Consider the following 25575-nt stretch of genomic DNA (forward strand, 5'->3'; position numbering starts at 1 on the left):
TTCTCCTTGATCGTCGGCGTCAATCGGTGCGCGGTGCACGCCCGGTTTGCAAGCCGGTCTGCGCGCCCCGCGTCCCGCGCCGGGCAGCGGTGCGCTGCCACAGGAATATCGAGGTGCCGAGCACCCCGGTGCCCAGCCCCGCGATCGCGATCGGGCGCCACGACTCCAGCGCCGGGACCGTGAATGCCGCGATGGTGGCCAGCGCCCACAGCACGGCACCGGCGACGACAACGGGCCACGGATCCAGTAGGGCCGCGGGCAGTGCCGGTGGTTCGGGTTCACCCTGATCGGAAGGCATTGTCGTCCAAGGTAACCGATCGAGTGAGCGGCCTGCTGTGCAACCTCGGTAGTTGCCCGGTTCATGATGGATCGCGTGTCGTTGTGTCGTACTGTTTGCGATGTGAAGGACGGTGACCTGCGGTTGGCCAGTGATTTGTCGCTGGCCGTGATGCGGTTGGCGCGCCAGTTGCGCTTCCGCCGCCCCGAGTCACCGGTGACCCTTTCGCAGTTGTCGGCGCTTGCCACTCTGGCCAAAGACGGTGCGATGACGCCTGGTGCGCTGGCCATCAAGGAACGCGTCCGGCCGCCGTCGATGACCCGGGTCATCGCATCGCTGGTCGATCTCGGGCTGGTGGTGCGCACGTCGCATCCGGCCGACGGTCGCCAGGTTTTGGTCGCGGTGTCCGACGCCGGTGCCGGGTTGGTCGACAGCGAGCGCCAAGCCAGCCAGGAGTGGCTGCGCGGCCGACTGGCGACGTTGGACAGTGAGGACCGCGGCACTCTGTTGCGCGCCGCGGACCTGATGACCGTGCTCGTCGACGAAGACGCGTGAGCGACAACACATTTGGCGCTTTGAATCGCCCGGACGGCCTTCACGTCGTAGACATCACCGATCCGGGTGACGCCCGCGTCGACGACTTTCGCGACCTCAACAGCGTCGACCGCAGGCCGGACCTGCCCAACGGCAAAGGGCTGGTGATCGCCGAGGGCGTGCTGGTGGCGCAACGCATGATCGCCTCGCGGTTCATCCCGCACGCCTTTCTCGGCACCGACCGTCGTCTGGGCGAACTGGCCGACGACCTGTTCGGTGTGCGGGCTCCGTTCTATCGCGCCTCAGCCGAGGTGATGGCCGAGGTGGTCGGATTTCACCTCAATCGGGGGGTGCTGGGCGCGGCGCGGCGTCCGCGCGAGCTGGCGCCTGCCGACGTGCTCGACGGCGCACGGACGGTCGCTGTCCTGGAGGGGGTCAACGATCACGAGAACCTCGGATCGATCTTTCGCAATGCGGCCGGCCTCGGCGTTGACGCGGTCATCTTCGGTGCCGGCTGCGCGGACCCGCTGTACCGGCGCGCGGTGCGAGTCTCGATGGGCCATGCCCTGCTCGTGCCGTTCGCCCGGGCGCAGCAGTGGCCGGCTGACCTCGCGGAGCTGCGCGAGCGCGAGTTCCGGCTGCTGGCGATGACACCCGACCCGACCGCGCAGACGCTGGCCCACGCCATGGCCGACCTCTCGGGACAGAAGGTTGCGGTGCTGGTCGGCGCGGAAGGCCCGGGGCTGACCGAGACCGTGATGCGGGCCAGCGACGTCCGGGTCCGCATCCCGATGTCGCGGGGAACCGATTCGCTCAACGTCGCGACCGCGGCGGCGCTGGCGTTCTACGAGCGGACCCGTGGATAGGCTGCGGAGTGCAGGAGCAAAGCGGCCCGGGAAGGAAACCAGCCCCATGATCGAAGAGACGACGCCCTGGGGGACCGGTCTGACCGTGGCGGCCTTCGTCGCCGCGATCACCGGTGCCGCGATCGTGGTGCTCAGCCTCGGCATGATCCGGGTGCACCCCTTGGTGGCGATCGCGCTCAACCTGATCGCGGTCGGCGGGCTCGCGCCCACACTGTGGGGCTGGCGGCGTATCCCGGTGCGACGCTGGTTCGTGCTGGGCGCCGGCATCGGAGTCGCCGGCGGCTGGGTCGCGCTCCTGGCGATGACCCTGGTGTAACAGCTAGCTCAACGCTGGCCGCTGGACCGCACGCCCAGCAGGACGTCTTCCCAGCCGGGCACTGCGGGCTTGGCCTTGGCGCGCCGGGCACGGGGGGCCGGTGCGGGAGCGGGAGCCGGCGCGGGTGCCGGCATCTCCTCGACCGGAGCCGCTGTCGGCTGCGGCTGCTCCTCGAAATCCAGCTGCGCGACAGGCGCGACGGGCCGCAGCACCGGGCGCTCGAACCCCGGGTCGATCAGCTCGCTGGCGGCATCATCGAGGGCGGCGACCGTACCGCCGTGTGCCCCCGGGCTGAAGCGGAAGTGGGCGACGTTGTCGGACAAGCCGGCCTGCCAGGCAATCTGCACGACCCAGCGGCCGTCTTCGGCGCGCCATGCATCCCACTCGGTGGCCTCGGGGTTGAGCCCGCGCGCCACGAGGGCGGAGGTGATGGTGGCTTGCAATGTCGTCACGGCCGGCCCGTCGGCGAGGACCGGGTGGGCAGCGGAGGCCAGCTCGGCTGCCCGCGCGCGCTCCAGGAGCACCGGATGGGCGAAGCGCTCGACTTTGGTGATGTCCATGCCGGATGATTCGGCAACTTCCTCAACAGATGCACCCGCACGAATGCGGGCCTGAATGTCCCTGGGCCGCAACACGCCTTTGACCTCTTTGTCCCTCAGGGTCTGGCCCAGCGACCGGTCGCCGCGAATGGCGGCACGCAGTCGGTCGTCGACCTGCAGGGTGTACTTGTCGGCCGGGTCGGGACCTTCACAGATAATGTGCCGTCCGTCGACATCGAGTCCGATCACCCTGAGTTCTCGCATGTCGACCTCCTTCTCCGTCCGGAATTTAACCCAGGCGACGGAATATAACGGTTAGGACACGCCGAGGTTTCTCACAGGCGTTCGACAACCCAGTCCACGCACTGGGTGAGCGCCGAGACATCGTCGGGCTCGATCGCCGGGAACATCGCGATGCGCAGCTGGTTGCGGCCCAGCTTGCGGTACGGCTCGGTGTCGACGATGCCGTTGGCACGCAGCACCTTGGCGACCGCGGCGGCATCTACCGAATCGGCGAAATCGATGGTGCCGACCACCTGCGAGCGTAGGGCGGGATCGGTGACGAACGGGGTGGCGAACGAGGACGCCTCCGCCCAGGAGTACAGCCGCTGCGACGAGTCGGCAGTGCGCTTGACCGCCCAGTCCAGGCCGCCGTTGGCCAGCATCCAGTCGACCTGCTCGGCCATCAGCACCAGGGTGCCGATCGCCGGGGTGTTGTACGTCTGGTTCTTCAGGCTGTTGTCCACCGCGATGGGCAACGACAGGAAGTCGGGCACCCAGCGCCCCGCGGCGGCGATCGACTCGATACGTGCCAGCGCGGCAGGGGACAGGACCGCCAGCCATAGTCCTCCGTCACTGGCGAAGTTCTTCTGCGGTGCGAAGTAATACGCGTCGGCGTCGCTGATGTCGACGGGCAGACCACCCGCTCCGGAGGTGGCGTCGATCAGGATCAGGGCGTTACCGGAGTCCTTGGGGCGTTGGACCGGCACGGCCACCCCGGTCGAGGTCTCGTTGTGCGCCCAGGCGATGGCGTCGACCGAGGGGTCGGACTGCGGTTCGGGGGCGCTACCCGCGTCGGCCTTGATGACGATCGGGTCGTCGATGAACGGGTTGGCCGTGGCAGCCGAGGCGAACTTCGCGGAGAACTCCCCGTAGGTGAGGTGCAGCGAGCGCTTCTCGATCAGGCCGAATGCTGCGGCGTCCCAGAACGCGGTCGCGCCGCCGTTGCCGAGTACCACCTCGTAGCCGTCGGGCAGCGAGAAGAACTCCCGCAGCCCGTCGCGGACCCGTCCGACCAGGTTTTTCACCGGGGGTTGCCGGTGCGAGGTGCCGAAAAGTGCGGCCGAGTCGCTGAGTGCCTGCACCTGCTCGGGACGCACCTTCGAGGGGCCGCAGCCGAAGCGGCCGTCGGCGGGCTTGAGGGAATCGGGAATCACGAGGTGATCAGCCATACCTCAAGCCTAGAAGTCCGCGCCAGTGCTTTTGACACAGAGGGGGTACACGGAGGCGTTCGGCAACCCTGAAAACGGGTATGGACAAGTATGCGATACCGGCGGTACTGTGTGGACAACACCCGCCCGAATGTAAACCTCTCTGGGGAGACTGTCATGGCGAGAACCAAAATCATCCGGCGCTGGCGTCGCAATATGGAGGTGCAGGACGACATCGCCTACGTCGAGAAGCTGGAGACCCTCTCTGCAGGCTCGGTGCGGCGCAATTTCAACCCCTACACAGATATCGACTGGGATTCGCCCGAGTTCGCCGTGGTTCCGAACGACGAGCGCTGGATTCTCCCCTGCACCGACCCGATCGGACAGCACCCCTGGTACCGGTCACAGTCCATAGAGCGGCAGATCGAAATCGGCATGTGGCGCCAGTCCAACGTCGCCAAGGTCGGCTTGCACTTCGAGTCGATCCTCATCCGGGGATTGATGGAGTACGCCTTCTGGACGCCCAACGGCTCGCCGGAATACCGGTACTGCCTGCACGAGGCAGTCGAAGAGTGCAACCACACCATGATGTTCCAGGAGATGGTGAACCACATCGGCGCCGACGTGCCGGGCATGCCTCGCTTGCTGAAGTGGGTTCAACCGGCGATTCCTCTTGTCGCGGGGCCGCTGCCGATCCCGTTCTGGTTCGGCATCCTCGCCGGCGAGGAGCCCATCGACCACACGCAGAAAAGCGTTCTGCGCGAAGGCAAGACGCTGCACCCGATCATGGAGCGCGTGATGGCCATTCACGTCGCCGAAGAGGCCCGGCACATCTCGTTCGCGCATGAGTATTTGCGTAAGCGGGTGCCGCACCTGCCCCGACGGAAACGATTCTGGCTGTCGCTCTACGTGCCGGTGGTGATGCGCGTGCTGTGTTCGGCCATCATCGTTCCGCCGAAGGCGTTCTGGAAGGAGTTCGACATCCCGCGCTCAGTGCGCAAAGACATCTTCTTCTCCTCGCCGGAGTCGCGACAGATGTTGCGCGACATGTTCGGTGATGTCCGGATGCTCGCCACCGACACCGGGCTGATGAACCCGCTGGCGAAGCTCATCTGGCGGCTCTGCAGGATCGACGGGCCGCCAAGCCGCTACCGCAGCGAGCCTCAGCGCCGGCACGCCGTAAGCGCCGCGTAGAACGTCGACGCGCCTATGCCTCACGTCATCACTCAGTCGTGCTGTAGCGACGGGTCTTGCGTCTACGCCTGCCCGGTCAACTGCATCCACCCCAGCCCCGACGAGCCGGGCTTCGCCACCGCCGAGATGCTCTACATCGATCCGGTCGCGTGCGTGGACTGTGGCGCCTGCGTCAGTGCGTGCCCGGTCGGTGCCATCGCGCCCGAGACCAAGCTGACCGGTAAGCAATTGCCGTTCATCGCGCTGAACGCCGCCTACTATCCCGAGCGCCCGGCCGACGTGAAGCTTCCGCCGACCTCCAAGCTCGCCCCGGTGTTGCCCGCACCGCAGGTGCGCCGCGGCGTGGTGGACCTGACGGTGGCGGTAGTCGGGTCGGGACCTGCGGGTATGTACGCCGCCGACGAACTGCTCACGCAGAAAGGTGTGCGGGTCAACGTCTTCGACAAATTGCCGACGCCGTTCGGCCTGGTGCGCGCCGGAGTGGCGCCCGATCACCAGAACACCAAGGGGGTGACCCGGATCTTCGAGGGGATCAGCGAACGATCGCGCTTTACCTTCTATCTCAATGTCGAAGTAGGAAAACATATTTCGCATGAGGAGCTGCTACAGCACCACCACGCGGTGCTGTATACCGTTGGCGCACCGAACGATCGCAGGCTGAACGTCGCCGGCATGGAGTTGCCCGGTACCGGCACCGCCACCGAGACGGTGGCCTGGATCAACGGCCATCCCGATTTCGCCGGGCTGACCGTCGACCTGCGCCATGAGCGGGTGGTGGTCGTCGGCAACGGCAACGTGGCGCTCGACGTGGCCCGGATCCTCACCGCCGACCCAGATGCCCTGGCCCGCACTGACATTTCCTCCGCCGCCTTGGCCGCGCTGCGCAATTCTGCAGTGCGTGAGGTCGTCATTGCGGCGCGCCGCCGACCGGCCGACTCGGCGTTCACCCTGCCCGAGTTGATCGGGCTGACGTCGGCGGCCGAGGTCGTGCTCGACGCCGACGATCACGCATTGGTTCAGCAGGATCTGGCCAGTGCCACCGACCCTCTGACGGTGAGCAAGCTCGAGATCCTGGCCAAGCTGCCCGTTGCCTCGCAGACCGCCCAGCGTCCGCGGATCCGGTTGGCCTACCGGCTGACACCGCATCGGGTGCTGGGCGCCGACCGGGTGAGCGGGGTCGAGTTCCGCCGCACCGGCACCGACGAGGCGGTGCAGCTCGACGCCGGTCTGCTGCTCACGTCCATCGGGTACCGCGGCGCGCCGATTGCCGGCCTGCCGTTCGACGACGCAGCCGCCGTCGTCCCCAACCGGGACGGCAGGGTCGTCGACCCGGCCACCGGGGAGGCAGTCCCCGGTGCGTACGTCGCGGGCTGGATCAAGCGCGGCCCGACGGGCTTCATCGGCACCAACAAATCGTGCGCGATGCAGACTGTGTCGAACCTGGTCGACGACTTCAACGCCGGCCTACTCGCCGACCCGGCTGCGCGACCAGCGTTGCTGGACAAGCTGATTCGTTCCCGCCAGCCCGATACGGTCGACGCGGCCGGCTGGCGTGCCATCGACGCGGCCGAGATCGCGCGCGGCGACGCCGAAGGCCGGCCCCGGGCGAAGTTCACCGATGTGGCCGACATGGTCGCGGTGGCCGCAACGGCGCCCGAACCGCCGGTTGCCCGGAGACTGCTGGCGGGCCTGCTGCGCTAAGGCTCAGGCCTTGTCCCGCAAGTAGTTCAGCACCGCGGCCCAGTCGGGAAACCGCGTCGACCCGAAGTGGATCCACTCGCCCTCGAAGTGCTCGGCGCCGTTGTTGGGCCGGTCGTCGACGAGGAAGTCGCCTCGGTTCAGGTCTTTGTGGTGGGTCAGGATCAGCCGCTTGTATGCGGGCGAATCCTCCTCAGTACCAAGGTGTTCGTGCACCCACTCGATCTTGTGTTGCCAGCCCGACGGGTTGCGCCAGGGTGCCGTTGACAGCAGGTAGGTGTCGAACAGCGCCGACAGTTCGATAAAGGCCTCGATCGCGCCGGGCATCGATCGCATCAACGCGAAGATGCCCGGCGCTTCGTCCATCCGGCCGCGGTACTTGTCCACCACGACGGGGTCGAGACCCTCGATCCGGTGTCCGAAGTCGACCATCGTGTTGTCGAGGTCGATGTAGAGGATCTTGCGGTGGGGCTGCGTCACCACTGGATCATGCCTGGCTCATCATCGACGATCAGGTGCGGTGACAGTGCGGGTGTACGTCGATCGCCATTGCAGCCTCTTGTTGGTTAGGGCGGCCCAGTAGATCGCCACCGGTGTAGACGTCATGGGCGGGCGGAACTCATCACCCACCTCGATGCAACCACCGGGTACCGGCAGAAACGATCAAACGGTGTCTGGATTGTTTGACTTCTCCTCCGCCTCGTACCTCGGCGGCATCGTCGTCAAACGGTGTCTGGATTGTTTGACTTCTCCTCCGCCTCGTACCTCGGCGGCATCGTCGTCAAACGGTGGCGTGCTTGATCTCGTTCCAGCCCTCGACCGCGTCCACCGGGCGCGGTGCCGGGCCGACGTAGATCGCCGACGGGCGAACCAGCTTGCCGAGCCGTTTCTGCTCGAGGATGTGGGCGCACCATCCCGCGGTGCGGCCGCAGGTGAACATCGCGGGCATCATCTTCGCGGGCACCCCGGCGAAGTCGAGGATCACCGCGGCCCAGAATTCGACGTTGGTCTCGATGGCGCGGTCCGGGCGGCGCTCGCGCAGTTCGGCCAGTGCGGCCTGCTCGAGAGCGCTGGCCACCTCGTAGCGCGGCGCGGCCAACCGCTTGGCCGTGGCCCGCAGCACTCGCGCCCGCGGGTCCTCCGCGCGATAGACGCGGTGGCCGAAGCCCATCAACTTTTCCTTGCGGTCGAGAACACCCTTGACCACTGCGCGGGCATCGCCGTTGCGCTCGACCTCTTCGAGCATCGGCAGTACCCGAGCCGGTGCGCCGCCGTGCAGCGGTCCGCTCATCGCGCCGATCGCGCCGGACAGCGCGGCCGCGACGTCGGCGCCGGTGGAGGCGATTACCCGCGCGGTGAACGTCGAGGCGTTCATCCCGTGCTCGGCCGCCGACACCCAGTACGCGTCGATCGCCTCGACGTGCCGTGGATCCGGATCGCCTTGCCAGCGGGTCATGAAACGCTCTGTGACAGTCGAGCATTCGTCGATTACGCGCTGTGGCACCGCAGGCTGGTAGATCCCGCGAGCGGACTGTGCGACATACGACAACGCCATCACCGATGCGCGGGCGAGATGATCACGCGCGGTCTCGCCGTCGATGTCCAGCAGCGGTGCGTAACCCCAGATGGGCGCGAGCATCGCCAGGCCGGCCTGTACGTCCACGCGCACATCGCCGGTGTGAATCGGCAGCGGGAACGGCTCGGCCGGCGGCAGGCCATCACCGAACCGGCCGTCGACCAGCAGGGCCCAGGCATCACCGAAGGTGACCCGGTTGCCCACCAGATCCTCGATGTCCACACCGCGATACCGCAGCGCGCCGCCGTCTTTGTCAGGCTCGGCGATCTCGGTGGTGAAGGCCACTACGCCTTCCAGGCCGGGCACGAAATCGTCGGGTACCACAGTCATGAGCTGGATTCTCCCACTCGCCGATCAAGCCGCTGCTACCGGTCGGTAACGGACGCCCGCAGGCTTCCGGCGTACCGTGAGCCCGTGGAAAATCCAGACGCCGATCGCCTGGCGGCGATGCGAGTCGAGTACGGCTCGGTCGAGAAGGACGGCAGCAGCGACCTCGATATCGACTGGCTTGCCGACGGCTGGCTTGCCTTGTTGCACAGGTGGATCGCCGATGCGGAGTCGGCCGGGATAGCCGAGCCCAACGCCATGGTGCTCGCGACGGTCGACGCGGGAAGACCGGTCAGCCGCACGGTGTTGTGCAAAAGCGTGGACGAGACCGGGATCACTTTCTACACCAACTATGACTCCGCCAAGGGCTCCGAGCTCGCGGCGACACCGTATGCCGCGGTGACCTTCCCGTGGTTTGCGCTGGGCCGGCAGGTACACCTTCGCGGTGCGGTGACGAAGGTCACGGCCGAGGAGACCGCGGACTACTGGTCCAAACGGCCGCGCGGTTCGCAGCTGGGCGCGTGGGCCTCTTCGCAGTCCCGCCCGATCGGCTCGCGGGCCGCGCTGCTGGGTCAGCTCGCCGAGGTGACCGAGCGGTTCGCCGGTGACGAGCGGGTCCCGGTGCCGCCGAATTGGGGTGGCTACCGGATCGCCCCCGAGGTCGTCGAGTTCTGGCAGGGCCGGGAGAACCGGGTCCACAACCGGATTCGCGTGATAGGCGGCGCCGGAGCCGCCGGGCCGGCGACATCGGGCATCCGTATAGAGCGGCTGCAGCCCTAGCGTGGCGCGGCTGTTCGCCGACACCACCCCACTGAGAACGCCGGACTTCCGCCGGCTGTGGGTGGCCGGAATCGTCACGGTCATCGGGGCCAACCTCACCATCTTCGCCGTGCCCGTTCAGTTGTACGCACTCACCCAGAACTCGGCGTATGTCGGGCTGTCCGGGTTGTTCGCCTTGTTCCCCCTGATTGTTTTCGGGTTACTGGGTGGCGCGTGGGCCGATGCCATGGATCGGCGCGTGCTGCTGATCATCACGTCCTGCGGGCTGGCGGTGTCCTCGGTGCTGTTGTGGCTGCAGGCCGCGATGGGGCTGAACAACGTGTGGGTGGTGCTGTGCCTGTTGTCGGTTCAGCAGGCGTTCTACGCGATCGACAGCCCCACCCGCTCGGCGGCGATACCGCGCATGATCCCCGGCAACCAGCTGGCAGCGGCCAACTCGCTGAACTTCACGGTGTTCCAGTTTGGTGCCATCGTCGGCCCCTTGATGGCCGGCGTGATGCTGCGGTGGATCGACCTGTCCACGCTGTATCTGATCGACTCGCTCACGTGTCTGGTGCCGATCTGGGTGGCCTTCCGACTCGCACCGATACCGCCCACAGTCGGCGGGCGGGGGATGGGATTCGATGCCATTCGCTCGGTTCTCGAGGGCTTCCGGTTCCTGTCCGGCAACAAGGTGGTGCTGATGTCGTTCGTCGTCGACCTGATCGCGATGATCCTCGGTATGCCGCGGGCGCTGTTTCCGCAGATGGCACACCAGAGTTTCGGCGGACCGATCGAGGGCGGCACAACCATGGCGCTGCTGGCGGCCGCAATGTCGATCGGCGCTGTCGCAGGCGGGGTGTTCTCCGGTTGGTTTCCGCGCATCCAGCGCCAGGGCTTGGCTGTGGTGATATCGATCGTGGTGTGGGGCGCGGCCATGATCGGTTTCGGTGTGGCGGGTGGCCTGGCACACGGCCGCACGGGGGCGATGCTGTGGATTGCGGTGGCGTTCTTGGCCATTGGCGGCGCTGCTGACATGGTGTCGGCGGCATTCCGGTCGACGATCCTGCAGCAGGTGGCCTCCGACGACTTGCGCGGCCGGCTACAGGGAGTATTCACCGTCGTGGTCGCCGGCGGTCCGCGGCTGGCCGACGCGGCGCACGGCGCGGCCGCCGCGATGATCGGCACGACCATCGCGGCCGCGGGCGGCGGAGCACTGGTGGTGGTCGGGGTCCTCATTGCCGCCGCGGCGGTTCCGGTGTTCGTGCAGTACCGCGTGCAACCGGTCGAACGGTAAACGCGCGCGTTCGGATTAAGATTGCGGCGTGGCCGACGTCACCGCGCCGAGGCTTCCCGGATTACGCGAACGAAAGAAGCAACGCACCCGCGCCATGTTGGTGGATGCCGCTGTGAAGCTGTGCATCGAGAACGGTTACGACAACACCACTGTCGAGCAGATCGCCGCGGCCGCCGAAGTGTCGTCGCGCACCTTCAGCCGGTATTTCCCGAACAAGGATGCGGTGATGATCACCGTGCTCGACGACTTGGTCAACGCCGCTGTCGCCGAGCTAGCCATGATCGCGCCGTCGGTTTCGCCGCTGCGTGCGTTGGCCTGCGCGCACACCCGGGCGCTGCGCCGGGTTCCGGCCGGTGAAGTGACCGATCTGACCACGCGCCGGCTGATCCTGATGGTCAACGTCATCTCCTCCTCCAGTGCGCTGCGACTGGCGGCCGCCGCGTCGCGGCTGCATCCGCTGGTCGTCGCGATCGCGGCCCGGATGGGCGTGGATCCAAGAGACAAGCAGGTGGCTCTGATCGTGTCGCTGTGGGGCGCTATCACCGCAGGAGCGTGGGGTCAGCTGGTGATCGGACCTGACGACTACGGCGACTGTGCGGTCGTCATGGCCGACCGGCTGGACGTCACATTCGGTGAATTCGCCGATATCGCCGCCGCCGAAGGCCGATCGGCGTTACCCTCGACCACTTGACGTCCGGGGGCTCGCGAGAGGCGAGGGGGGTGGCGCGACGTGGCCGTTATCGCGAACGCAGCCGCTCCTGGATTGCGTGAACTGAAGAAACAACGCACCAGGGCGACTTTGATCGACGTGGCTATCCACCTGTGTATCCAGCAGGGCTACGACAACACGACGGTCGAGCAGATCGCGGCCGCTGCGGAGATCGCCCCGCGTACCTTCAGCCGGTACTTCTCCAACAAAGACGCGGTGGTCGTCGCCATTCTCGACGACGTCGCCCGGGACGTGGCCGCCTCGTTCGCACGCCAGCCCACCGACATCACCCACTACGAGGCGCTGGCCCGCGCGCACCTCGAGACGTTCCGCAGCGCGCCGTACGCCGCGCCGGGGTCGGCGTCGTTCGACCGGATGAGACTGCTGCTGACGATCGTGAACTCCGCCCCGGCGATTGGGTTGGCGCCGTTCATGTTCCGCGAGGACGGTTTTCAGCACGGGGCCGTCAGCGTCGCGGCGCGCCGGATGGGGGTGGTGGCCGACCACCCGGCGATCCGAATCCTGTTCGACACCTGGACGGTGGTGATGGCAGTGGCCTGTCGCGATCTCGGAACTCCGGGTGGCCCACCCATCGAACCGAACGTCCTATGCGACCGAATCGAGTCGATGTACGGCGTTTTCACCCGGCTCTGGAGCCCATGACCTACCCCGGGCCAACCCCAGGCGGGCGTGTCGGCAGAATAACGACTACCTTCCACTAGTACGGACGCCTTGGGGGCGTCAAAGAGCTCAGAAGGGGTTCCTGTGTCCGCAACCGACGAGACCGCCACCCTGAAGTACCCGGGCGGCGAGGTTGAGCTCGACGTTGTCCGTGCGACCGAGGGTTCGGACGGAATCGCACTGGGCTCACTGCTGGCCAAGACCGGCTATACGACGTTCGACCAGGGCTTTGTGAATACCGCGTCGACCAAGAGCGCCATCACCTACATCGACGGTGACGCCGGGATCCTGCGCTACCGCGGTTACCCGATCGAGCAGCTCGCCGAGAAGTCGACGTTCATCGAGGTGAGCTACCTGCTCATCTACGGCGAGCTGCCGACCGCCGAGCAGCTGGAGAAGTTCACCACCCAGATTCAGCGGCACACCCTGCTGCACGAGGACCTCAAGCGGTTCTTCGACGGCTTCCCGCGCAATGCACACCCGATGCCGGTGCTGTCCAGCGCCGTCAACGCCCTGTCGGCGTACTACCCCGACTCGGTCGACCCGCTGGACAAGGAGCAGGTGGAGCTGTCCACGATCCGGCTGCTGGCCAAGCTGCCGACCATCGCGGCCTACGCCTACAAGAAGTCGGCCGGCCAGCCGTTCCTGTACCCGGACAACTCGCTGACCCTGGTGGAGAACTTCCTGCGGATGACGTTCGGCTTCCCGGCCGAGCCCTACGAGGTGGATCCCGAGATCGTCCGGGCCCTGGACATGCTGCTGATCCTGCACGCCGACCACGAGCAGAACTGCTCGACGTCGACGGTGCGGTTGGTGGGCTCCTCGCAGGCCAACCTCTTCACCTCGATTTCCGGTGGCATCAACGCGCTGTGGGGTCCGCTGCACGGCGGCGCCAACCAGGCGGTGCTGGAGATGCTGGAGAAGATCCGCGCCGGCGACGACGACGTGCAGACGTTCGTCAAGAAGGTGAAGAACCGCGAAGACGGTGTGAAGCTGATGGGCTTCGGGCACCGGGTGTACAAGAACTACGACCCGCGGGCGCGCATCGTCAAGGAGCAGGCCGACAAGATCCTGGGCAAGCTCGGCGGTGACGACGAGCTGCTCGATATCGCCAAGGAACTCGAGGAGATCGCGCTCACCGACGACTTCTTCATCGAGCGCAAGCTATACCCGAACGTCGACTACTACACCGGCGTTATCTACCGCGCGATGGGCTTCCCGACCCGCATGTTCACCGTGTTGTTCGCGCTGGGCCGGCTGCCGGGCTGGATCGCGCACTGGCGGGAGATGCACGAAGAGGGCAGCAGCAAGATCGGCCGCCCGCGCCAGATCTACACCGGCTACACCGAGCGTGACTACGCCGGCATCGAGGGCCGGTAACTCTGTCGAGGGCCGGTAACTCTCTTGACGCCCGAACCGCGACTCGGGCGTAAAAGTTCGGGTGATCTTCGCCGGTTCGTCGATTTCGACGCCGTCCCCGCTTGACCTGCACACGATTGTAGTTTCACAATGGTTGTGTGATTACAACTGTCGATGAGTTCAGCGCGCGGCGCAAGACGATAATCTTGGCGTCCTGCTGCCTGAGCCTGTTGATCGTGTCGATGGACTCGACGATCGTGAACGTCGCGATCCCCGCGATCCGCGCCGACCTCCACGCCACGCCGTCTCAGATGCAATGGGTCATCGACATCTACACCCTGGTGCTGGCCTCGCTGTTGATGTTGTCGGGCGCCACCGGTGACCGCTTCGGCCGCCGCCGGGTGTTCCAGATCGGCCTGGCCACCTTCGCCCTGGGCTCGCTGCTGTGCAGCCTGGCGCCGAACATCGACACCTTGATCGCCGCCAGGCTGGTCCAGGGCTTCGGCGGATCGATGATGAATCCCGTTGCACTGTCGATCATTTCGCAGATCTTCGTGGGCCGGGTGGAGCGCGCCCGGGCGCTGGGGCTGTGGGGTGCGGTGGTCGGCATCTCGATGGCGCTGGGCCCCATCGTCGGTGGTTTCCTGATCCAGGCGATCGGCTGGCGCGCGGTGTTCTGGATCAACCTGCCCATCTGCGCGGCGGCGATCATCCTCACCGCCGTCTTCGTTCCCGAGAGCAAGTCGGCGACCATGCGCGACATCGATCCGGTCGGGCAGCTACTGGCGGTACTGGCGCTGTTCGGCGTGGTGTTCGTGCTCATCGAGGCGCCCGGTCTGGGCTGGACCAACCCGCGCATCGTGGCCATCGCGGTCGGTGCGGCGATCGCCCTGGTGGGCTTCCTGCGTTACGAATCGCGCCGCCACGACCCCTTCATCGATCTGCGGTTCTTCCGCAGCATTCCGTTCTCGGCGGCTACGGTCACAGCCGTGTGTGCCTTCGCCGCGTGGGGGGCGTTCCTGTTCATGATGTCGCTCTACCTGCAGGGCGAGCGCGGCTACTCGGCCGCTCACACCGGCTTGATCTACCTGCCGATCGCGATCGGCGCGCTGTTCTTCTCGCCGCTGTCGGGCCGGCTGGTCGGCCGTTTCGGCGCTCGTCCGTCGCTGCTGATCTCGGGGGTGCTGATCACCGTCGCCTCGGTGATGCTGACGTTCCTCACCGCCACCACTCCGATCTGGGCGGTGCTGTGCATTTTCGCGGTCTATGGCATCGGCTTCGGCATGGTGAACGCACCGATCACCAATGCCGCGGTGAGCGGCATGCCCCGTGACCGGGCCGGGGCGGCATCGGCGGTGACGTCGACCAGCCGGCAGGTGGGTGTGAGTATCGGTGTGGCGCTGTGTGGTTCGGTCGCCGGCTCGGCGCTGGCGGTCGTCGGTGTGGACTTCACGTCGGCGGCCCGGCCGCTGTGGTGGGTCAGCATCGGGCTGGGTCTCGTGATCACCCTGCTGGCCGTGGTGTCCACTTCGGCGCGAGCCGCACAGTCCGCGCAGCGGCTGGCCCCGCTGATCGAGACCCATCGAGGGGAGGCCGCCCGTGTCGGGTAATCCGGTCGCCGATCAGGTGTGGCGATCGATGTCGAGCCTGGTCCTGGACAACAAGGACCGGTGGCGTCGCGCGGTGGTGGACCGAACCGACCTGCCGTTCAGCCGGATTCGGATCCTGCGGAGGCTCGCGTCGCAGCCGATGACGGTCAAGGAAGTCGCGGAGGCGGCCACCATCGACGCCCCGGCCGCCACGGTGGCGGTCAACGATCTGGAGGCGCGCGGACTGGTGGTCCGCCAACCTCATCCGGACAACCGGCGCTGCAAGATGGTGTCGCTGACCGAGGCGGGCCGCGACGTCATCGCCGTGCTCGACGACACCGACGACCCCGCTCCCGAGGTCTTGGCAACGCTGGACGAGCAGGATCTTCAGGCGTTGCGGACGATCCTGGCGCGTCTGGGTCAGCTGAGGTAGCCCTCGACTTCCTCGGCGGGCCGCACAGCGGCGGCGCCGGGGTCTCCGCCGGTCTCGCGCAGTGCGCGGCGCTGCCGAAGCAGGTCCCAGCACTGGTCGAGTTCGGTTTCGATGGCCCGCAAGCGCCCCTGTTCCTCGGACGGGTCGAGCTGTCCGTGTACCACCCGATCGCGCAGTTCGCGTTCCTGCGCCACCAGGTCGTGGATGCGCGCGAGGGTGTCGTTGTCTTCTGCCACCGCTCCAGTGTGCCCGATCTCGCTCTCGTCAGAACGGGGAAGCGAGAACCGCGGCGAACTCGGTGCAGAACCAGTCGACGTCGGAACTGGAGAAAACCAGCGGCGGCCGGATCTTCAGGACGTTGCCGTCGCGGCCGCAGACCGAGATCAGTACCCGGCGCTCCCGCAAGGCGTTGACCAGTGCACGGGCGCCGGCCCGGTCCGGCGCGCCGGTCTCGGAGATGACCTCGACGCCGACGTAGAGGCCGGTGCCCCGCACGTCGCCGATACGCGGCTGGTCGGCGCCGAGCCGGGCCAACTCGGTGCGCAATTCGGTGCCCACGTCGCCGGCATTCGCCATCAGCTTCTCGTCGTCGATGACGTCGAGCACCGCGGCGGCGGCGGCCACCGTCACCGGGTTGCCGCCAAAGGTGTTGAAGTACGGCACTCCGCGGGCGAATGCGTCAAGCACCTCGGTGCAGGCCGCCATCGCCGCGATGGGCAGGCCGTTGCCCATCGGCTTGCCCATCGTGACCAGATCCGGCACCACGCGATGGCGCAGGAAGCCCCACATCGCATCGCCGGTGCGGGCGAATCCGGGCTGGACCTCGTCGGCGATGAACACCCCTCCGGCGCGACGCACCGCCGCCACCGCGGGCGCCAGCACCGAGGGGTCGGGGTAGATGCCGTCGGAGGAGAAGATGGTGTCCACGATCAGAGCGGAGAATCCGGCACCGCTGTCCTGCAGGTCGGCGATGGCGGCGACGACGTCGTCGGCGAACCGGGCGGCCAGTTCGTCGGCCGGCACCCGGTAACTGTCCGGCGGGGGGATGGCGCGCACGTGCTCGCCGAGTGACGTCGCTCCGCCGATCGACGGCGAGATCGCGGTTACCGCGGCGGTGTTGCCGTGGTACGCGTCGGTGGTGACGATGACACCCGTTGCACCCGTGTGCATTTCGGCGACACGTAAGGCCAGATCGTTGACCTCCGACCCAGTGCAGGCGTACATCACCTGATCGATCTGGTCGGGCATGGTGGCCAGCAGACGCTGGCTGTAGTCGATGATGCCGCCGTGCAGATAGCGGGTGTGGGTGTTCAGGGTGGACAGTTGCCGGCTGACGGCGTCGACCACGTGCGGGTGGCAGTGCCCGACGCTGGCGACGTTGTTGTAGGCGTCTAGATAGCAGGCGCCGTCAGCGTCGTAGAGCCGGGTGCCCTCGCCGCGAACCAGGTGCACCGGCCGCTGATAGAACAGCCGGTACGCCGGGCCTAACATGCGGTCACGGGCCGCGATCAACGATTCGGTGGCGGGATCAACCGGGTGATCCGCGGAGTAGCTGTTGGAATCCATGATGTTCGAGAAACTCATACCGCTACTCCTTCGCCTCGTTGACGCGACCCGCGACCGCACTCACTAACGCTCGTGTGCCTCCTCGAGGACCGTGCGGCCCAGTTCCGAATAGCGCTGCGGCGAGGTGTATTTCAGCACCACAGCCAACACGATGCCGCCGATGCCGACGATGCCCACCACATAGGGGATCGCGGTGAAGACCCAGTCGGAGGCGGCGGTGCCCGCCGCGAACGACGCGTTCTTGGCCAGCAGGTAGATCACGTAGAGCATGCCGAGCCCGCCTAGCAGGGGAGCCAGGAAGGTGCGGAACCAGTTTGCGGTCTCGGGGTGGTTCTTGCCCACGTGGAAGTAGGCGATCACCGCAAACGCGGCCAAGGCCTGCACGAGCAGGATCGCGGTGGTGCCCAGCAGCGCCATCAGCCCGTAGAGGCCGGTGTAGGGGTCGCGCCCGGTGATGGCGAAGAACAGCACCACCACGGTGGCGAATCCGGTCTGCACGAAGCCGGCGATGTGCGGGGAGCCGTGCTTGGCGTGCGTGGCGCCGAGCGTCTTGCGCATCCCGGGGATGACGTTCTCCCGGCCGATCGCGTAGATGTAGCGGGCGGCGCAGTTGTGGAACGCCATGCCGCACGCGAACGAACCTGTCATCAGCAGGATCTTGAACAGGTCGACGGCCCAGGTGCCCAGGTGCGCACCGACCGGCCCGAAGAAGATGTCACCGGCGGTAGTCGAATCCTGCGCCAGTGCAATGGCGTTCTGCGGTCCGGTGCCCACGATCGCCAGCCACGAGACCAGGATGTAGAACACGCCGATTCCGATGACCGAGCTGATCACCGCGATCGGGATGATCTTCTTCGGGTTCTTGGACTCCTCGCCGTACATCGCACTGGACTCGAAGCCGACCCATGACCAGAACGCGAAGAACAGGCCGATGCCGGCCGATCCGGCGACCGTGAGCATGCTGCCGTCGGCACCGGTCACCGAGCCGGACAGATTCTGGAAAGCGTTGAGCGGGTTGAGCGATCCCCACGACCAGCCCTGCGGGCCGCCGCCGGTGAACAACACTGACAGCGCCATCAGGGAGAGCATGACGATCTCGGTGATCAGGAACACCCCGAGGACCCTCGCCGCCACGTTGATGTCGAAGTATGTCAGCAGGGCATTGATGGCCAGCATCGCGACCGCGAAGACAATCCACGAAACGTTCACGTGGAAAAGCGAATTGAACGTGTCATTGCCGAAGAAGGCGAAGATGCCGATGAGTGAGGCCTCGAACACCATGTAGGCCATCGTGGTCAGGAACCCGGCGCCGAGTCCGATGATGCGGCCAAGTCCGTGGGAGATGTACCCGTAGAACGCGCCGGTGGCGGTGATGTGCTTGCTCATCGCGGCGTAGCCGATCGCGAACAGCGTCAGCACGATCGTGGCGACGAAGTATCCCGCGGGTGCGTAGGCGCCGTTGCCGAATCCGACCGCGATCGGCACGTTGCCGACCATTGCGGTGATCGGCGCGGCAGTGGCGACGGCCATGAACAGGACGCCGATCAGCCCAACGGCATTGGGCTTGAGCCGCTGGACGGTATCGGTGCTGGCACCGGTGCCCGCCGTGGCGGGCGGATCGATGATGTCGCTCATAGTGTGAATTTCCGATCTCGAACGTGACTGGGGGTCGCGCCGGTTTTTGGTCTGGTTTTGTCTCAGGTGCTGGTGACCCGGGGAGCGAGGGCAATGTCGACAACGACTCTGTGGTGCGACGACGACATTGTTACCCTCGCGAGATCGCCTGGTCAACAGGAACAATCGAGCCGATACGTCCCGATTGTTTCGGTTGTGTTTCGCGCGACGGAGCTAGGAAACAGGGGCGTAAAAAGTCCCGATTTGGTCTGCCGGGCATGCGGTTATGGTCCACACTGATCGCATGCCGGGACTGCCGCCGACTCACGACTTATTCGCGCGCGCTGCCCTTCCCGCCTACGGGCGCTCGCCAGAGGCGCCGCTGCGGCTGCTCAGCCTGTCGGAGAACGCCACGTACCTGGTCGAGGGCGACGAGCCGATCGTGCTGCGGGTGCATCGGCCCGGCTATCACTCGCTGGAGGCGATTCGCTCGGAGTTGGCGTGGATGCAGGCCCTGCGGACCGAAACCTCGGTTACCACACCAGAGTTGGTCGCCGCCCTGGACGGAACCGATGTGGTGGTCGCCGAGGTCGATGACGAGGCGTTGCACGTCGACGCGGTGACGTTCGTGGCGGGCTGCACGGCCGAGGAAGATCCCGAGGCTGTCGGCTTCGACGAACTCGGCCGCCTCACCGCCGTCATGCACGAACATTCCCGGAACTGGCACTTCCCGGATGGCTTTACCCGGTTCCGCTGGGACCTCGAGACGATCCTCGGCCCGCGGGCGCGCTGGGGTAACTGGCGCATGGCGCCGGGCCTGACCGACGCCGACCGTGTCGTGATCCAGCGCGCCGTCGACGACATCACGGCGAAGCTGACCGATTTCGGCTGCAGCCCAGACCGTTTCGGTCTGGTGCACGCCGACCTGCGGCTGGCGAACCTGATGGTCGATCCAGCGGACGTGTCGGCCGGGATCACCGTGATCGACTTCGACGACTGCGGGTGGTCGTGGTATCTGGCCGACCTCGGGGCAGCGGTATCGTTCATCGAAGACACGCCCGCCGGCGAGCGGATCATCGCCGAATGGCTCACGGGCTACTTCGAGGCGGGGTCGTTTCCGGTCGAGCACCTGGCCCTCATCCCGTCCTTCGTGATGATGCGACGGATCATGCTCACGGCGTGGATCGCATCGCATTTCGACGCCGACGCGGCGATCGGTGTTGGTGTGGAGTTCGCACCAAATACTGCGCGGCTGGCGCAGCGCTACCTGGAAGACCGGAGTTGGCTGCAGGATGCGATCTTCGGGTCGCGGGTGTGAAACCGGCTGTGGCAGAGATGGAGTGCGCATGTTTGACCTGAGTTCGACGTCTGTGGTGGTCACCGGCGGCAGCAAGGGCATCGGCCGTGGTATTGCCGCGGTGTTCGCCACCGCCGGCGCCAACGTCGCGATCGCAGCGCGTTCGGCGGCCGAACTCGACACGGCGGTAGGCGATTTGGCCACCTTGGGCCCAGGGAAGGTGCTGGGCGTGCAGACCGATGTCACCGACCCCGCTGCGTGTGCGAGCTTGGCCGCCGCCGTCATCGAGGCGTTCGGCGGGATCGACGTCGTCTGCGCTAACGCGGGCATCTTCCCCGAAGCGCCGCTGGCCACTATGACCCCGGCTCAGCTCTCCGAGGTTCTGGACGTCAACGTCAAGGGCAATGTGTTCACGGTTCAGGCCTGCCTGGATGCGCTGATCGCGTCCGGGCGCGGCCGGGTGATCCTGACATCGTCGATCACCGGTCCGATCACCGGCTTCCCCGGCTGGTCGCACTACGGCGCGTCCAAGTCCGCGCAACTGGGCTTCATGCGCACCGCCGCAATCGAATTGGGACCACACGGGATCACCGTCAACGCGGTGCTGCCGGGCAACATCTTCACCGAAGGCCTCGCCGACATGGGCGAGGACTACATTGCCGGAATGACCGCCGCGATCCCGGCAGGCGTGCTGGGCAAACCGGAGGACATCGGCCATCTCGCCGCGTTCCTGGCCACGGCCGAAGCCGGATACATCACCGGCCAGGCGATCGCCGTCGACGGTGGTCAGGTGTTGCCGGAGTCGCCGGACGCGGTGCGGCCCTAGTCCGATGGAGGAGTCGGAGGGGGGCCCGATTGCCGAGGATGTGCGACGGCGCATCCTCTCGATGCTCGCTCAGGGCACCCTGCGGCCCGGTTCGCGGCTTGGTACCGAGCGTGAGATGGCCGACCGGTTCGAGGTTTCCCGCTCGACGCTCCGCAGTGCGCTGCTGCCGCTGAGTCGCGCGGGGGTGCTGGAGCGCCGAACCGGCCGCAACGGGGGAACTTTCGTACGCGCCGACGTGGTGGAGCGCAACGCCGCCGAGCTGGCCGGCCTGCCGGCCAGGCTGCGCAGTGGCGGGCATACCAGCGCCACCCGCGTGCTGGCCACTGATCGCCGCCCCGCCACCCCGGCGGAGGCCGCCGCACTGGAGATCGAGGATCGGTGTGAGGTTTTCGCGATCCGCAGGCTGCGCTATGCCGACGGGGTACCGCTGTCGGTGGATTTCTCCTGTTTCGTCGCCGACCACGTCATCGATCTGCTGGAGCAACCGCTGGGCGGCTCGCTCTACGAGTTGTTCGCCGTTCGGTACGGGCTGGTGCCCGCGACCTCCAGCGAGACCATCGAGGTCGTCAGCGCCAGTCCGCGGGAGGCGGACTGGCTGGGCATCGCGCACCGCCGCCCACTGGTGGCGATCACCCGGGTCACCCGCGATGCCGCCGACCGGCCGTTCGAGTACGCCTACGACCTGTTCCGGGCCGATCGGGTGCGGTTGACGGCCACGACGTCGACGGTCACCGCGCGGGAACGTAGGGGCACTGACGGTCGGGTGGAACGCTCGGTCAGCAGCGCCTGACCGACTAGTGTGTGTCCCGTGACGAGCAAACCCGAGATCGAGTTCCCCGACGGCCCGGCGCCCACCGAGCTGGTCATCAAGGACCTGGTGGTCGGCGACGGCGATGAAGCCACGCCCGGCGCTGTCGTGGATGTCCACTACGTGGGTGTCGAATACGACACCGGGGATGAGTTCGACAGCTCATGGAAGCGTGGTGAGTCCATCTCCTTCCCGCTGCGCGGACTGATCCAGGGCTGGCAGGACGGCATCCCGGGCATGAAGGTGGGTGGCCGGCGTCAGCTGACGATCCCGCCCGAGCAGGCCTACGGGCCGGCCGGCTCCGGGCATCAGCTGTCCGGCAAGACGTTGATTTTCGTCATCGACCTGCTGGCCACCCGCTAGATAACTGTCCCTCGTCCGCCCGGGGCCCTGACGATTGAATTACTGGGGTACGTACCCGACGGCCGGGTCGACAATATTGTGCAGCGGCTCGCCACGCAGCCATCGCGCGAGATTGTCGGTGAACACCCGCATCATGTCGACCTCGAACCCGACATAGTCGCCCGACATATGCGGAGAGACAAGCACATTGGGAATCGACCAGAGCGGCGACCCGGCCGGCAGTGGCTCGACCTCGAACACGTCTAGTGCCGCACCCGCGATCGCTCCGCTGCGCAGCGCATCGACCAGATCCGCCTCGACGACCGTCGGCCCGCGACCGACGTTGACAAGAAATCCGCTCGGCCCCAGCGCGTCCAGGACCGCGGACCCCACCAATGCCGTCGTGGCCGGAGTCAGCGGTGCGGCCAGCACCAGCAGGTCCACTTCCGCGGCCACTGAGACCAACTCCGTGCTGGCCCTGACGGTGCCGAAGCGGGGGTCGGCGCTCGCGGTGCGGCCGACCAGCGTTACGTCCACGTCTAGTCGCATCAATCGCTCGGCGACGGCCCGGCCGATCGACCCGCTGCCCACCACGGCCGCGCGCCTACCGGCCAGCCGTCCGGTGGTCCGGTACTGCCACCGACGCTCACGCTGCAACGACCAGCTGTCGGCGAGCCCCTTGACGTGGCTGAGCACCGCGGCGATCACCCATTCCGCGATCGGCACGTCGAATACGCCGCGCGAGTTGGTGAGCGTGACCGCCGCCAACTCGGGACACAGCAGTCGGTTCACCCCGACCGAAGCGGCGTGGACTCAGCGGACGTCGGTAGCCCGGCGCAGCAGCGCGCCCAGATCGGCGAAGCGATGGTCCCAGATGTAGAGCACCTGAGCTCTGGCCACCTGATCGTCGGTGGGCGTCGCACTCACCTCGACCACCTCGACGCCGGCAGGGATCAGTTCCAGCGGCGGCGGCGGCAGTTCGGGGTCGGGCTCGGTGACGACCACGACGATGGGGCGCTCAATGACGTCAATTTCGATAGTCTATTGCAGACGAAATGCGATCGCCCGATGGACGATTCGACCGCACCGAAAGCAGGTGGTCCCCGACATGATCGCTGACGGCGCATCAAACGGTGCGTTCCTCGACCCGGATGCCGCCGAGCCGCTCATCACCGATGGCGCCGCACTGCGGGCCCACCGTAAGCGACGTCTGGCGTTGGCCTATCGCGTATTCGGCGCGATGGGCTGGGGCTCATTGGGAGACGGGCACATCTCCGCCCGCGACCCGGAGCGGCTCGACTGTTTCTGGCTCGGCCGCTACGGCGTGCCGTTTCGCTTCATGACGCCCGACGATCTGGTCCTGGTCGGCCCGGACGGCTCGATCGAGGGCGGCGGACACATCAACATCGCCGCGTATTACATTCATGCCCCGCTCCACGAGGCCCGCCCCGACGTCATCGCTGCCGCGCACTGCCACACCCCCTACGGCACACCGTTTTCCGCGGCCGTCACCAAGCTGGCACCCATCTCACAGGAGGCGTGCGCGTTCTTCGACGACCACGAGATTTTCGACGACGAGGAAGTCAACATCGGCTCGACCGATGGCGGCAAGCGGATCGCGGCCGCCATCGGGGAAACCCGGGCCGCGATTCTGCGTAACCACGGGCTTTTGACGGTGGGTGCCAGTGTCGACGCGGCGGTCGGCTATTTCTTGATGATGGAGCGCAGCGCCGAAGTTCAGGTCAAGGCGCGCGACGCCAAACCGATCGGAGCGCAGGCCGCCCGGCGGGTGCACGACATGTTCGACGAACGTGAAGCATGGCAGGTCTTCCAGTGGGCGCAACGGACCTATGTGCCCGACGCGGGCTGAGCCTCACCCGTTGGCGACGATCAGGCTCAGCAGGTCGAACACCACCGTTGCGGCCGCGATCGAGGTGATTTCGGCGTGATCGTAGGCCGGCGCGACCTCCACGACGTCGGCGCCCACGACATTGACTCCCTTGAGCCGGCGCAGCATTCGCAGCAGTTCGCGTGAGGTGAGCCCACCGGATTCCGGCGTCCCGGTGCCGGGAGCGAAGGCGGGGTCAAGCACGTCGATGTCGATCGAGAGGTAGACCGGCAGATCGTCGACACGGCGGGCGACGACGTCGACAGCGGCCTCGACGCCCATGACGTCGAGGTCGCCGGCCCGGATGATCCGGAATCCCATTCGGGCGTCGTCGTCCAGATCCATCCGGTCGTAGATCGGGCCCCGGATGCCGACGTGGATCGAGTGGTCCTCGATCAACAGCCCTTCCTCGAACGCGCGCCGAAACGGCGTACCGTGCGTGACCGGCGCATTGAAGTACGTGTCCCAGGTGTCAAGGTGCGCGTCGAAGTGCACCAACGCCAGGGGGCCGTGGAACGCATGCAGGGCACGAAGATTCGGCAGTGCGACGGTGTGATCACCGCCGATCGCGACGACCCTGCGCCCGCGGTCACCGATGATCTCGCGCATACCGGTCTCGATCTGCCGGCACGCTTCCGGGATGTCGAACGGGGTGATGGTCACATCGCCTGCGTCGACGATCTGAACCTGCTCCAACGGGGCGACGCCGAATTCGACGTGGTATCCGGGACGCAACGTGCGGGCCGCCTGGCGCACCGCCATCGGTCCGAACCGCGCGCCCGGCCGGTAGGAGGTGCCACCATCGAAAGGTAAACCCACAACGGCGATGTCGTAGTCGGACACCTCGTGAATGTCCGCGATGCGCGCGAACGTGCCTCTGCCGGCGTAGCGGGGGACCTGCGTCGACGGCGTGGCGCCGACAGGGGGCGGCGGTGCGTCGGACATCAGTGATTGTGGTGGGGTCGTGGGCGGGGGACGCCGAGGATGGTGATGTCCGGACCGAACAGGCTGCCTGCCATACGTGAAGCCTCCTGAGTAGTCGTTACCGGGTGTCGTGCAGGGCGATGACGGCGGTGAACGCGTGCCGCAGAGTCGCTCGGATACGCCGCTTGTCCACCGGCCGCAGCGGGCGGTAGAGATTGTCGATCTCCAGGCCCGCCATCACCGCCAGGATGGTGCGGGAGTCGAGTTCGGGCTGGTGCGAACCGATCTCACGGAAGAGCCGGCTGAGCGCGGGAACCATTGCGGCATACCATGCCTCGAACAGGGGCCGAAGCCGCTCGTCCCGACTGGCCTCGGTGACCAGTTCGTAGCGGGTGATGATCGCGCCGCGCGGTGTGCTGAATCCTTCGATGATCATGTCGGCGACCAGATCCGCGAGCGCTGAAGGCGACATCGACGGTTGCAGGCCTTCGGCGGTGCGCACCACCCGGTCGATCTCGCGATCCGACAACTGGGCGAAAGCCTGGGCGATCAGATCCGACTTGTCGTCGAAGTAGTAGGTCAGGGCACCCAGCGGTATCTGGGCTTGATGGGCCACCAGGCGCATCGACAATCCGGCGAGGCCGACTCGTGCCATCACCTCGATGGCGGCGTCGATGATTTCGGTGCGCCGTGCGGCGCCTCGCGCCGTGGTGCCAGCCGTCATCT

29 protein-coding genes are annotated in these 25575 nt (G+C 66.8%); 17 read left to right on the forward strand and 12 right to left on the reverse strand.

The features are described from left to right. Window positions 1-19: 19 nt before the first annotated feature. Window positions 20-298 carry a DUF2530 domain-containing protein gene (locus CG716_RS01470; protein WP_094475687.1) on the reverse strand — a complete coding sequence of 93 codons (279 nt, stop codon included), beginning with the start codon at window positions 296-298 and terminating at the stop codon, window positions 20-22. A gap of 102 nt (window positions 299-400) precedes the next feature. Here CG716_RS01470 and CG716_RS01475 point away from each other — a divergent pair, with 102 nt between their 5' ends. The 3 genes from CG716_RS01475 to CG716_RS01485 are packed head-to-tail and all read left to right on the forward strand — an operon-like array spanning window position 401 to window position 1993. Then, window positions 401-832 (forward strand): Rv0880 family HTH-type transcriptional regulator, encoded by a 432-nt coding sequence (locus tag CG716_RS01475; RefSeq protein ID WP_094475689.1) that lies wholly within the window; start codon window positions 401-403, stop codon window positions 830-832. Continuing rightward, window positions 829-1677, forward strand: coding sequence for a TrmH family RNA methyltransferase (locus tag CG716_RS01480; RefSeq protein WP_234817660.1), 849 nt, complete (start codon window positions 829-831; stop codon window positions 1675-1677). The genes CG716_RS01475 and CG716_RS01480 overlap by 4 nt, the downstream gene beginning before the upstream one ends. A 46-nt stretch (window positions 1678-1723) precedes the next feature. Beyond that, on the forward strand, window positions 1724-1993 hold the full coding sequence (locus CG716_RS01485) for a DUF2537 domain-containing protein (RefSeq protein ID WP_094475691.1): 270 nt from the start codon (window positions 1724-1726) through the stop codon (window positions 1991-1993). A gap of 8 nt (window positions 1994-2001) precedes the next feature. Here the strand turns inward: CG716_RS01485 and sepH are convergent, their stop codons facing one another. Both sepH and serC read right to left on the reverse strand, forming a co-directional pair. Continuing rightward, the gene (gene sepH, locus CG716_RS01490; RefSeq protein ID WP_094475693.1) at window positions 2002-2796 is read right to left on the reverse strand and encodes a septation protein SepH; all 795 of its coding nucleotides are present in this window, start codon (window positions 2794-2796) and stop codon (window positions 2002-2004) included. Window positions 2797-2867: 71 nt separating this feature from the next. Then, complete coding sequence (gene serC, locus CG716_RS01495) at window positions 2868-3983, reverse strand: phosphoserine transaminase (protein ID WP_094475695.1); 1116 nt, start codon at window positions 3981-3983, stop codon at window positions 2868-2870. 156 nt (window positions 3984-4139) lie between these two features. On the opposite strand from serC, the gene CG716_RS01500 reads away from it, so the two are divergent. Then, a complete protein-coding gene (locus CG716_RS01500; RefSeq protein WP_094475697.1) occupies window positions 4140-5156 on the forward strand; it encodes an AurF N-oxygenase family protein in 1017 nt (338 codons plus the stop codon). Window positions 5157-5171: 15 nt separating this feature from the next. Beyond that, entirely contained in the window at window positions 5172-6857 is a 1686-nt protein-coding gene (locus tag CG716_RS01505; RefSeq protein ID WP_094475699.1) for an FAD-dependent oxidoreductase, read from the forward strand. Window positions 6858-6860: 3 nt separating this feature from the next. Here the strand turns inward: CG716_RS01505 and CG716_RS01510 are convergent, their stop codons facing one another. Then, the gene (locus tag CG716_RS01510) at window positions 6861-7334 is read right to left on the reverse strand and encodes a 5' nucleotidase, NT5C type (protein WP_234817661.1); all 474 of its coding nucleotides are present in this window, start codon (window positions 7332-7334) and stop codon (window positions 6861-6863) included. Window positions 7335-7635: 301 nt separating this feature from the next. Further along, the gene (locus CG716_RS01515) at window positions 7636-8760 is read right to left on the reverse strand and encodes a citrate synthase 2 (protein WP_094475701.1); all 1125 of its coding nucleotides are present in this window, start codon (window positions 8758-8760) and stop codon (window positions 7636-7638) included. A 117-nt stretch (window positions 8761-8877) separates the two neighbouring features. On the opposite strand from CG716_RS01515, the gene pdxH reads away from it, so the two are divergent. The 7 genes from pdxH to CG716_RS01550 all read left to right on the forward strand — a co-directional run bounded on the left by pdxH (window position 8878) and on the right by CG716_RS01550 (window position 15584). Further along, window positions 8878-9537, forward strand: coding sequence for a pyridoxamine 5'-phosphate oxidase (pdxH, locus tag CG716_RS01520; protein ID WP_094475967.1), 660 nt, complete (start codon window positions 8878-8880; stop codon window positions 9535-9537). A gap of 1 nt (window position 9538) precedes the next feature. Then, window positions 9539-10813, forward strand: a complete 1275-nt coding sequence (locus CG716_RS01525) for an MFS transporter (protein ID WP_094475703.1) — start codon at window positions 9539-9541, stop codon at window positions 10811-10813. Between the two features lie 28 nt (window positions 10814-10841). Beyond that, window positions 10842-11504, forward strand: coding sequence for a TetR/AcrR family transcriptional regulator (locus CG716_RS01530; protein ID WP_094475705.1), 663 nt, complete (start codon window positions 10842-10844; stop codon window positions 11502-11504). A 39-nt stretch (window positions 11505-11543) separates the two neighbouring features. Next, the gene (locus CG716_RS01535; RefSeq protein WP_234817662.1) at window positions 11544-12185 is read left to right on the forward strand and encodes a TetR family transcriptional regulator; all 642 of its coding nucleotides are present in this window, start codon (window positions 11544-11546) and stop codon (window positions 12183-12185) included. A 102-nt stretch (window positions 12186-12287) separates the two neighbouring features. Then, complete coding sequence (locus CG716_RS01540; RefSeq protein ID WP_094475707.1) at window positions 12288-13583, forward strand: citrate synthase; 1296 nt, start codon at window positions 12288-12290, stop codon at window positions 13581-13583. A 137-nt stretch (window positions 13584-13720) separates the two neighbouring features. Beyond that, window positions 13721-15172 carry an MFS transporter gene (locus tag CG716_RS01545; protein WP_094475709.1) on the forward strand — a complete coding sequence of 484 codons (1452 nt, stop codon included), beginning with the start codon at window positions 13721-13723 and terminating at the stop codon, window positions 15170-15172. Then, window positions 15162-15584 carry a MarR family winged helix-turn-helix transcriptional regulator gene (locus tag CG716_RS01550; protein WP_094475711.1) on the forward strand — a complete coding sequence of 141 codons (423 nt, stop codon included), beginning with the start codon at window positions 15162-15164 and terminating at the stop codon, window positions 15582-15584. The genes CG716_RS01545 and CG716_RS01550 overlap by 11 nt, the downstream gene beginning before the upstream one ends. Here the strand turns inward: CG716_RS01550 and CG716_RS01555 are convergent. Genes CG716_RS01555 through CG716_RS01565 form a run of 3 tightly spaced genes read right to left on the reverse strand, consistent with a single transcriptional unit; the run spans window position 15572 to window position 18785 of the window. Next, window positions 15572-15820, reverse strand: a complete 249-nt coding sequence (locus tag CG716_RS01555) for a DUF2630 family protein (RefSeq protein ID WP_094475713.1) — start codon at window positions 15818-15820, stop codon at window positions 15572-15574. The two genes, CG716_RS01550 and CG716_RS01555, sit on opposite strands and share 13 nt — an antisense overlap. Before the next feature lie 28 nt (window positions 15821-15848). Beyond that, window positions 15849-17168, reverse strand: a complete 1320-nt coding sequence (locus tag CG716_RS01560) for an aspartate aminotransferase family protein (RefSeq protein WP_094475715.1) — start codon at window positions 17166-17168, stop codon at window positions 15849-15851. Between the two features lie 45 nt (window positions 17169-17213). Continuing rightward, window positions 17214-18785: an APC family permease gene (locus tag CG716_RS01565; protein ID WP_094475717.1), complete on the reverse strand. Its 1572-nt coding sequence runs from the start codon at window positions 18783-18785 to the stop codon at window positions 17214-17216. A gap of 283 nt (window positions 18786-19068) precedes the next feature. Between CG716_RS01565 and CG716_RS01570 the strand changes: the two genes are divergently transcribed. Genes CG716_RS01570 through CG716_RS01585 form a run of 4 tightly spaced genes read left to right on the forward strand, consistent with a single transcriptional unit; the run spans window position 19069 to window position 22058 of the window. Further along, a complete protein-coding gene (locus tag CG716_RS01570) occupies window positions 19069-20082 on the forward strand; it encodes a phosphotransferase enzyme family protein (RefSeq protein WP_094475971.1) in 1014 nt (337 codons plus the stop codon). Between the two features lie 28 nt (window positions 20083-20110). Continuing rightward, window positions 20111-20887, forward strand: a complete 777-nt coding sequence (gene fabG / locus CG716_RS01575) for a 3-oxoacyl-ACP reductase FabG (protein WP_094475719.1) — start codon at window positions 20111-20113, stop codon at window positions 20885-20887. A gap of 4 nt (window positions 20888-20891) precedes the next feature. Continuing rightward, window positions 20892-21677, forward strand: a complete 786-nt coding sequence (locus tag CG716_RS01580; protein ID WP_094475721.1) for a GntR family transcriptional regulator — start codon at window positions 20892-20894, stop codon at window positions 21675-21677. An 18-nt stretch (window positions 21678-21695) separates the two neighbouring features. Beyond that, window positions 21696-22058, forward strand: a complete 363-nt coding sequence (locus CG716_RS01585) for an FKBP-type peptidyl-prolyl cis-trans isomerase (RefSeq protein ID WP_094475723.1) — start codon at window positions 21696-21698, stop codon at window positions 22056-22058. A gap of 39 nt (window positions 22059-22097) precedes the next feature. Here the strand turns inward: CG716_RS01585 and CG716_RS01590 are convergent, their stop codons facing one another. Both CG716_RS01590 and CG716_RS01595 read right to left on the reverse strand, forming a co-directional pair. Next, window positions 22098-22829, reverse strand: a complete 732-nt coding sequence (locus CG716_RS01590; RefSeq protein ID WP_094475725.1) for a D-2-hydroxyacid dehydrogenase — start codon at window positions 22827-22829, stop codon at window positions 22098-22100. A 21-nt stretch (window positions 22830-22850) separates the two neighbouring features. Continuing rightward, on the reverse strand, window positions 22851-23042 hold the full coding sequence (locus tag CG716_RS01595; protein WP_094475727.1) for a hypothetical protein: 192 nt from the start codon (window positions 23040-23042) through the stop codon (window positions 22851-22853). 103 nt (window positions 23043-23145) lie between these two features. Between CG716_RS01595 and CG716_RS01600 the strand changes: the two genes are divergently transcribed. Beyond that, on the forward strand, window positions 23146-23907 hold the full coding sequence (locus tag CG716_RS01600) for a class II aldolase/adducin family protein (RefSeq protein WP_094475973.1): 762 nt from the start codon (window positions 23146-23148) through the stop codon (window positions 23905-23907). 3 nt (window positions 23908-23910) lie between these two features. Here the strand turns inward: CG716_RS01600 and speB are convergent, their stop codons facing one another. Both speB and CG716_RS01610 read right to left on the reverse strand, forming a co-directional pair. After that, entirely contained in the window at window positions 23911-24870 is a 960-nt protein-coding gene (gene speB / locus CG716_RS01605) for an agmatinase (protein WP_094475729.1), read from the reverse strand. Window positions 24871-24967: 97 nt separating this feature from the next. Beyond that, window positions 24968-25573 carry a TetR/AcrR family transcriptional regulator gene (locus CG716_RS01610; protein ID WP_094475731.1) on the reverse strand — a complete coding sequence of 202 codons (606 nt, stop codon included), beginning with the start codon at window positions 25571-25573 and terminating at the stop codon, window positions 24968-24970. Window positions 25574-25575: the final 2 nt, after the last annotated feature.

Origin of the sequence: Mycolicibacterium sphagni, assembly GCF_002250655.1 — a bacterium.
Classification (GTDB): Bacteria; Actinomycetota; Actinomycetes; order Mycobacteriales; family Mycobacteriaceae; genus Mycobacterium; species Mycobacterium sphagni.

What these genes read in the sequence shown, in the direction of transcription:
- CG716_RS01470 (WP_094475687.1), bottom strand. Translation starts at nt 298, where the DNA reads ATGCCTTCCGATCAGGGTGAACCCGAACCACCGGCACTGCCCGCGGCC.
- CG716_RS01485 (WP_094475691.1), top strand. Translation starts at nt 1,724, where the DNA reads ATGATCGAAGAGACGACGCCCTGGGGGACCGGTCTGACCGTGGCGGCC.
- sepH (WP_094475693.1), bottom strand. Translation starts at nt 2,796, where the DNA reads ATGCGAGAACTCAGGGTGATCGGACTCGATGTCGACGGACGGCACATT.
- serC (WP_094475695.1), bottom strand. Translation starts at nt 3,983, where the DNA reads ATGGCTGATCACCTCGTGATTCCCGATTCCCTCAAGCCCGCCGACGGC.
- CG716_RS01500 (WP_094475697.1), top strand. Translation starts at nt 4,140, where the DNA reads ATGGCGAGAACCAAAATCATCCGGCGCTGGCGTCGCAATATGGAGGTG.
- CG716_RS01505 (WP_094475699.1), top strand. Translation starts at nt 5,172, where the DNA reads ATGCCTCACGTCATCACTCAGTCGTGCTGTAGCGACGGGTCTTGCGTC.
- CG716_RS01515 (WP_094475701.1), bottom strand. Translation starts at nt 8,760, where the DNA reads ATGACTGTGGTACCCGACGATTTCGTGCCCGGCCTGGAAGGCGTAGTG.
- pdxH (WP_094475967.1), top strand. Translation starts at nt 8,878, where the DNA reads ATGCGAGTCGAGTACGGCTCGGTCGAGAAGGACGGCAGCAGCGACCTC.
- CG716_RS01560 (WP_094475715.1), bottom strand. Translation starts at nt 17,168, where the DNA reads ATGAGTTTCTCGAACATCATGGATTCCAACAGCTACTCCGCGGATCAC.
- CG716_RS01565 (WP_094475717.1), bottom strand. Translation starts at nt 18,785, where the DNA reads ATGAGCGACATCATCGATCCGCCCGCCACGGCGGGCACCGGTGCCAGC.
- CG716_RS01570 (WP_094475971.1), top strand. Translation starts at nt 19,069, where the DNA reads ATGCCGGGACTGCCGCCGACTCACGACTTATTCGCGCGCGCTGCCCTT.
- fabG (WP_094475719.1), top strand. Translation starts at nt 20,111, where the DNA reads ATGTTTGACCTGAGTTCGACGTCTGTGGTGGTCACCGGCGGCAGCAAG.
- CG716_RS01580 (WP_094475721.1), top strand. Translation starts at nt 20,892, where the DNA reads ATGGAGGAGTCGGAGGGGGGCCCGATTGCCGAGGATGTGCGACGGCGC.
- CG716_RS01600 (WP_094475973.1), top strand. Translation starts at nt 23,146, where the DNA reads ATGATCGCTGACGGCGCATCAAACGGTGCGTTCCTCGACCCGGATGCC.
- speB (WP_094475729.1), bottom strand. Translation starts at nt 24,870, where the DNA reads ATGTCCGACGCACCGCCGCCCCCTGTCGGCGCCACGCCGTCGACGCAG.
- CG716_RS01610 (WP_094475731.1), bottom strand. Translation starts at nt 25,573, where the DNA reads ATGACGGCTGGCACCACGGCGCGAGGCGCCGCACGGCGCACCGAAATC.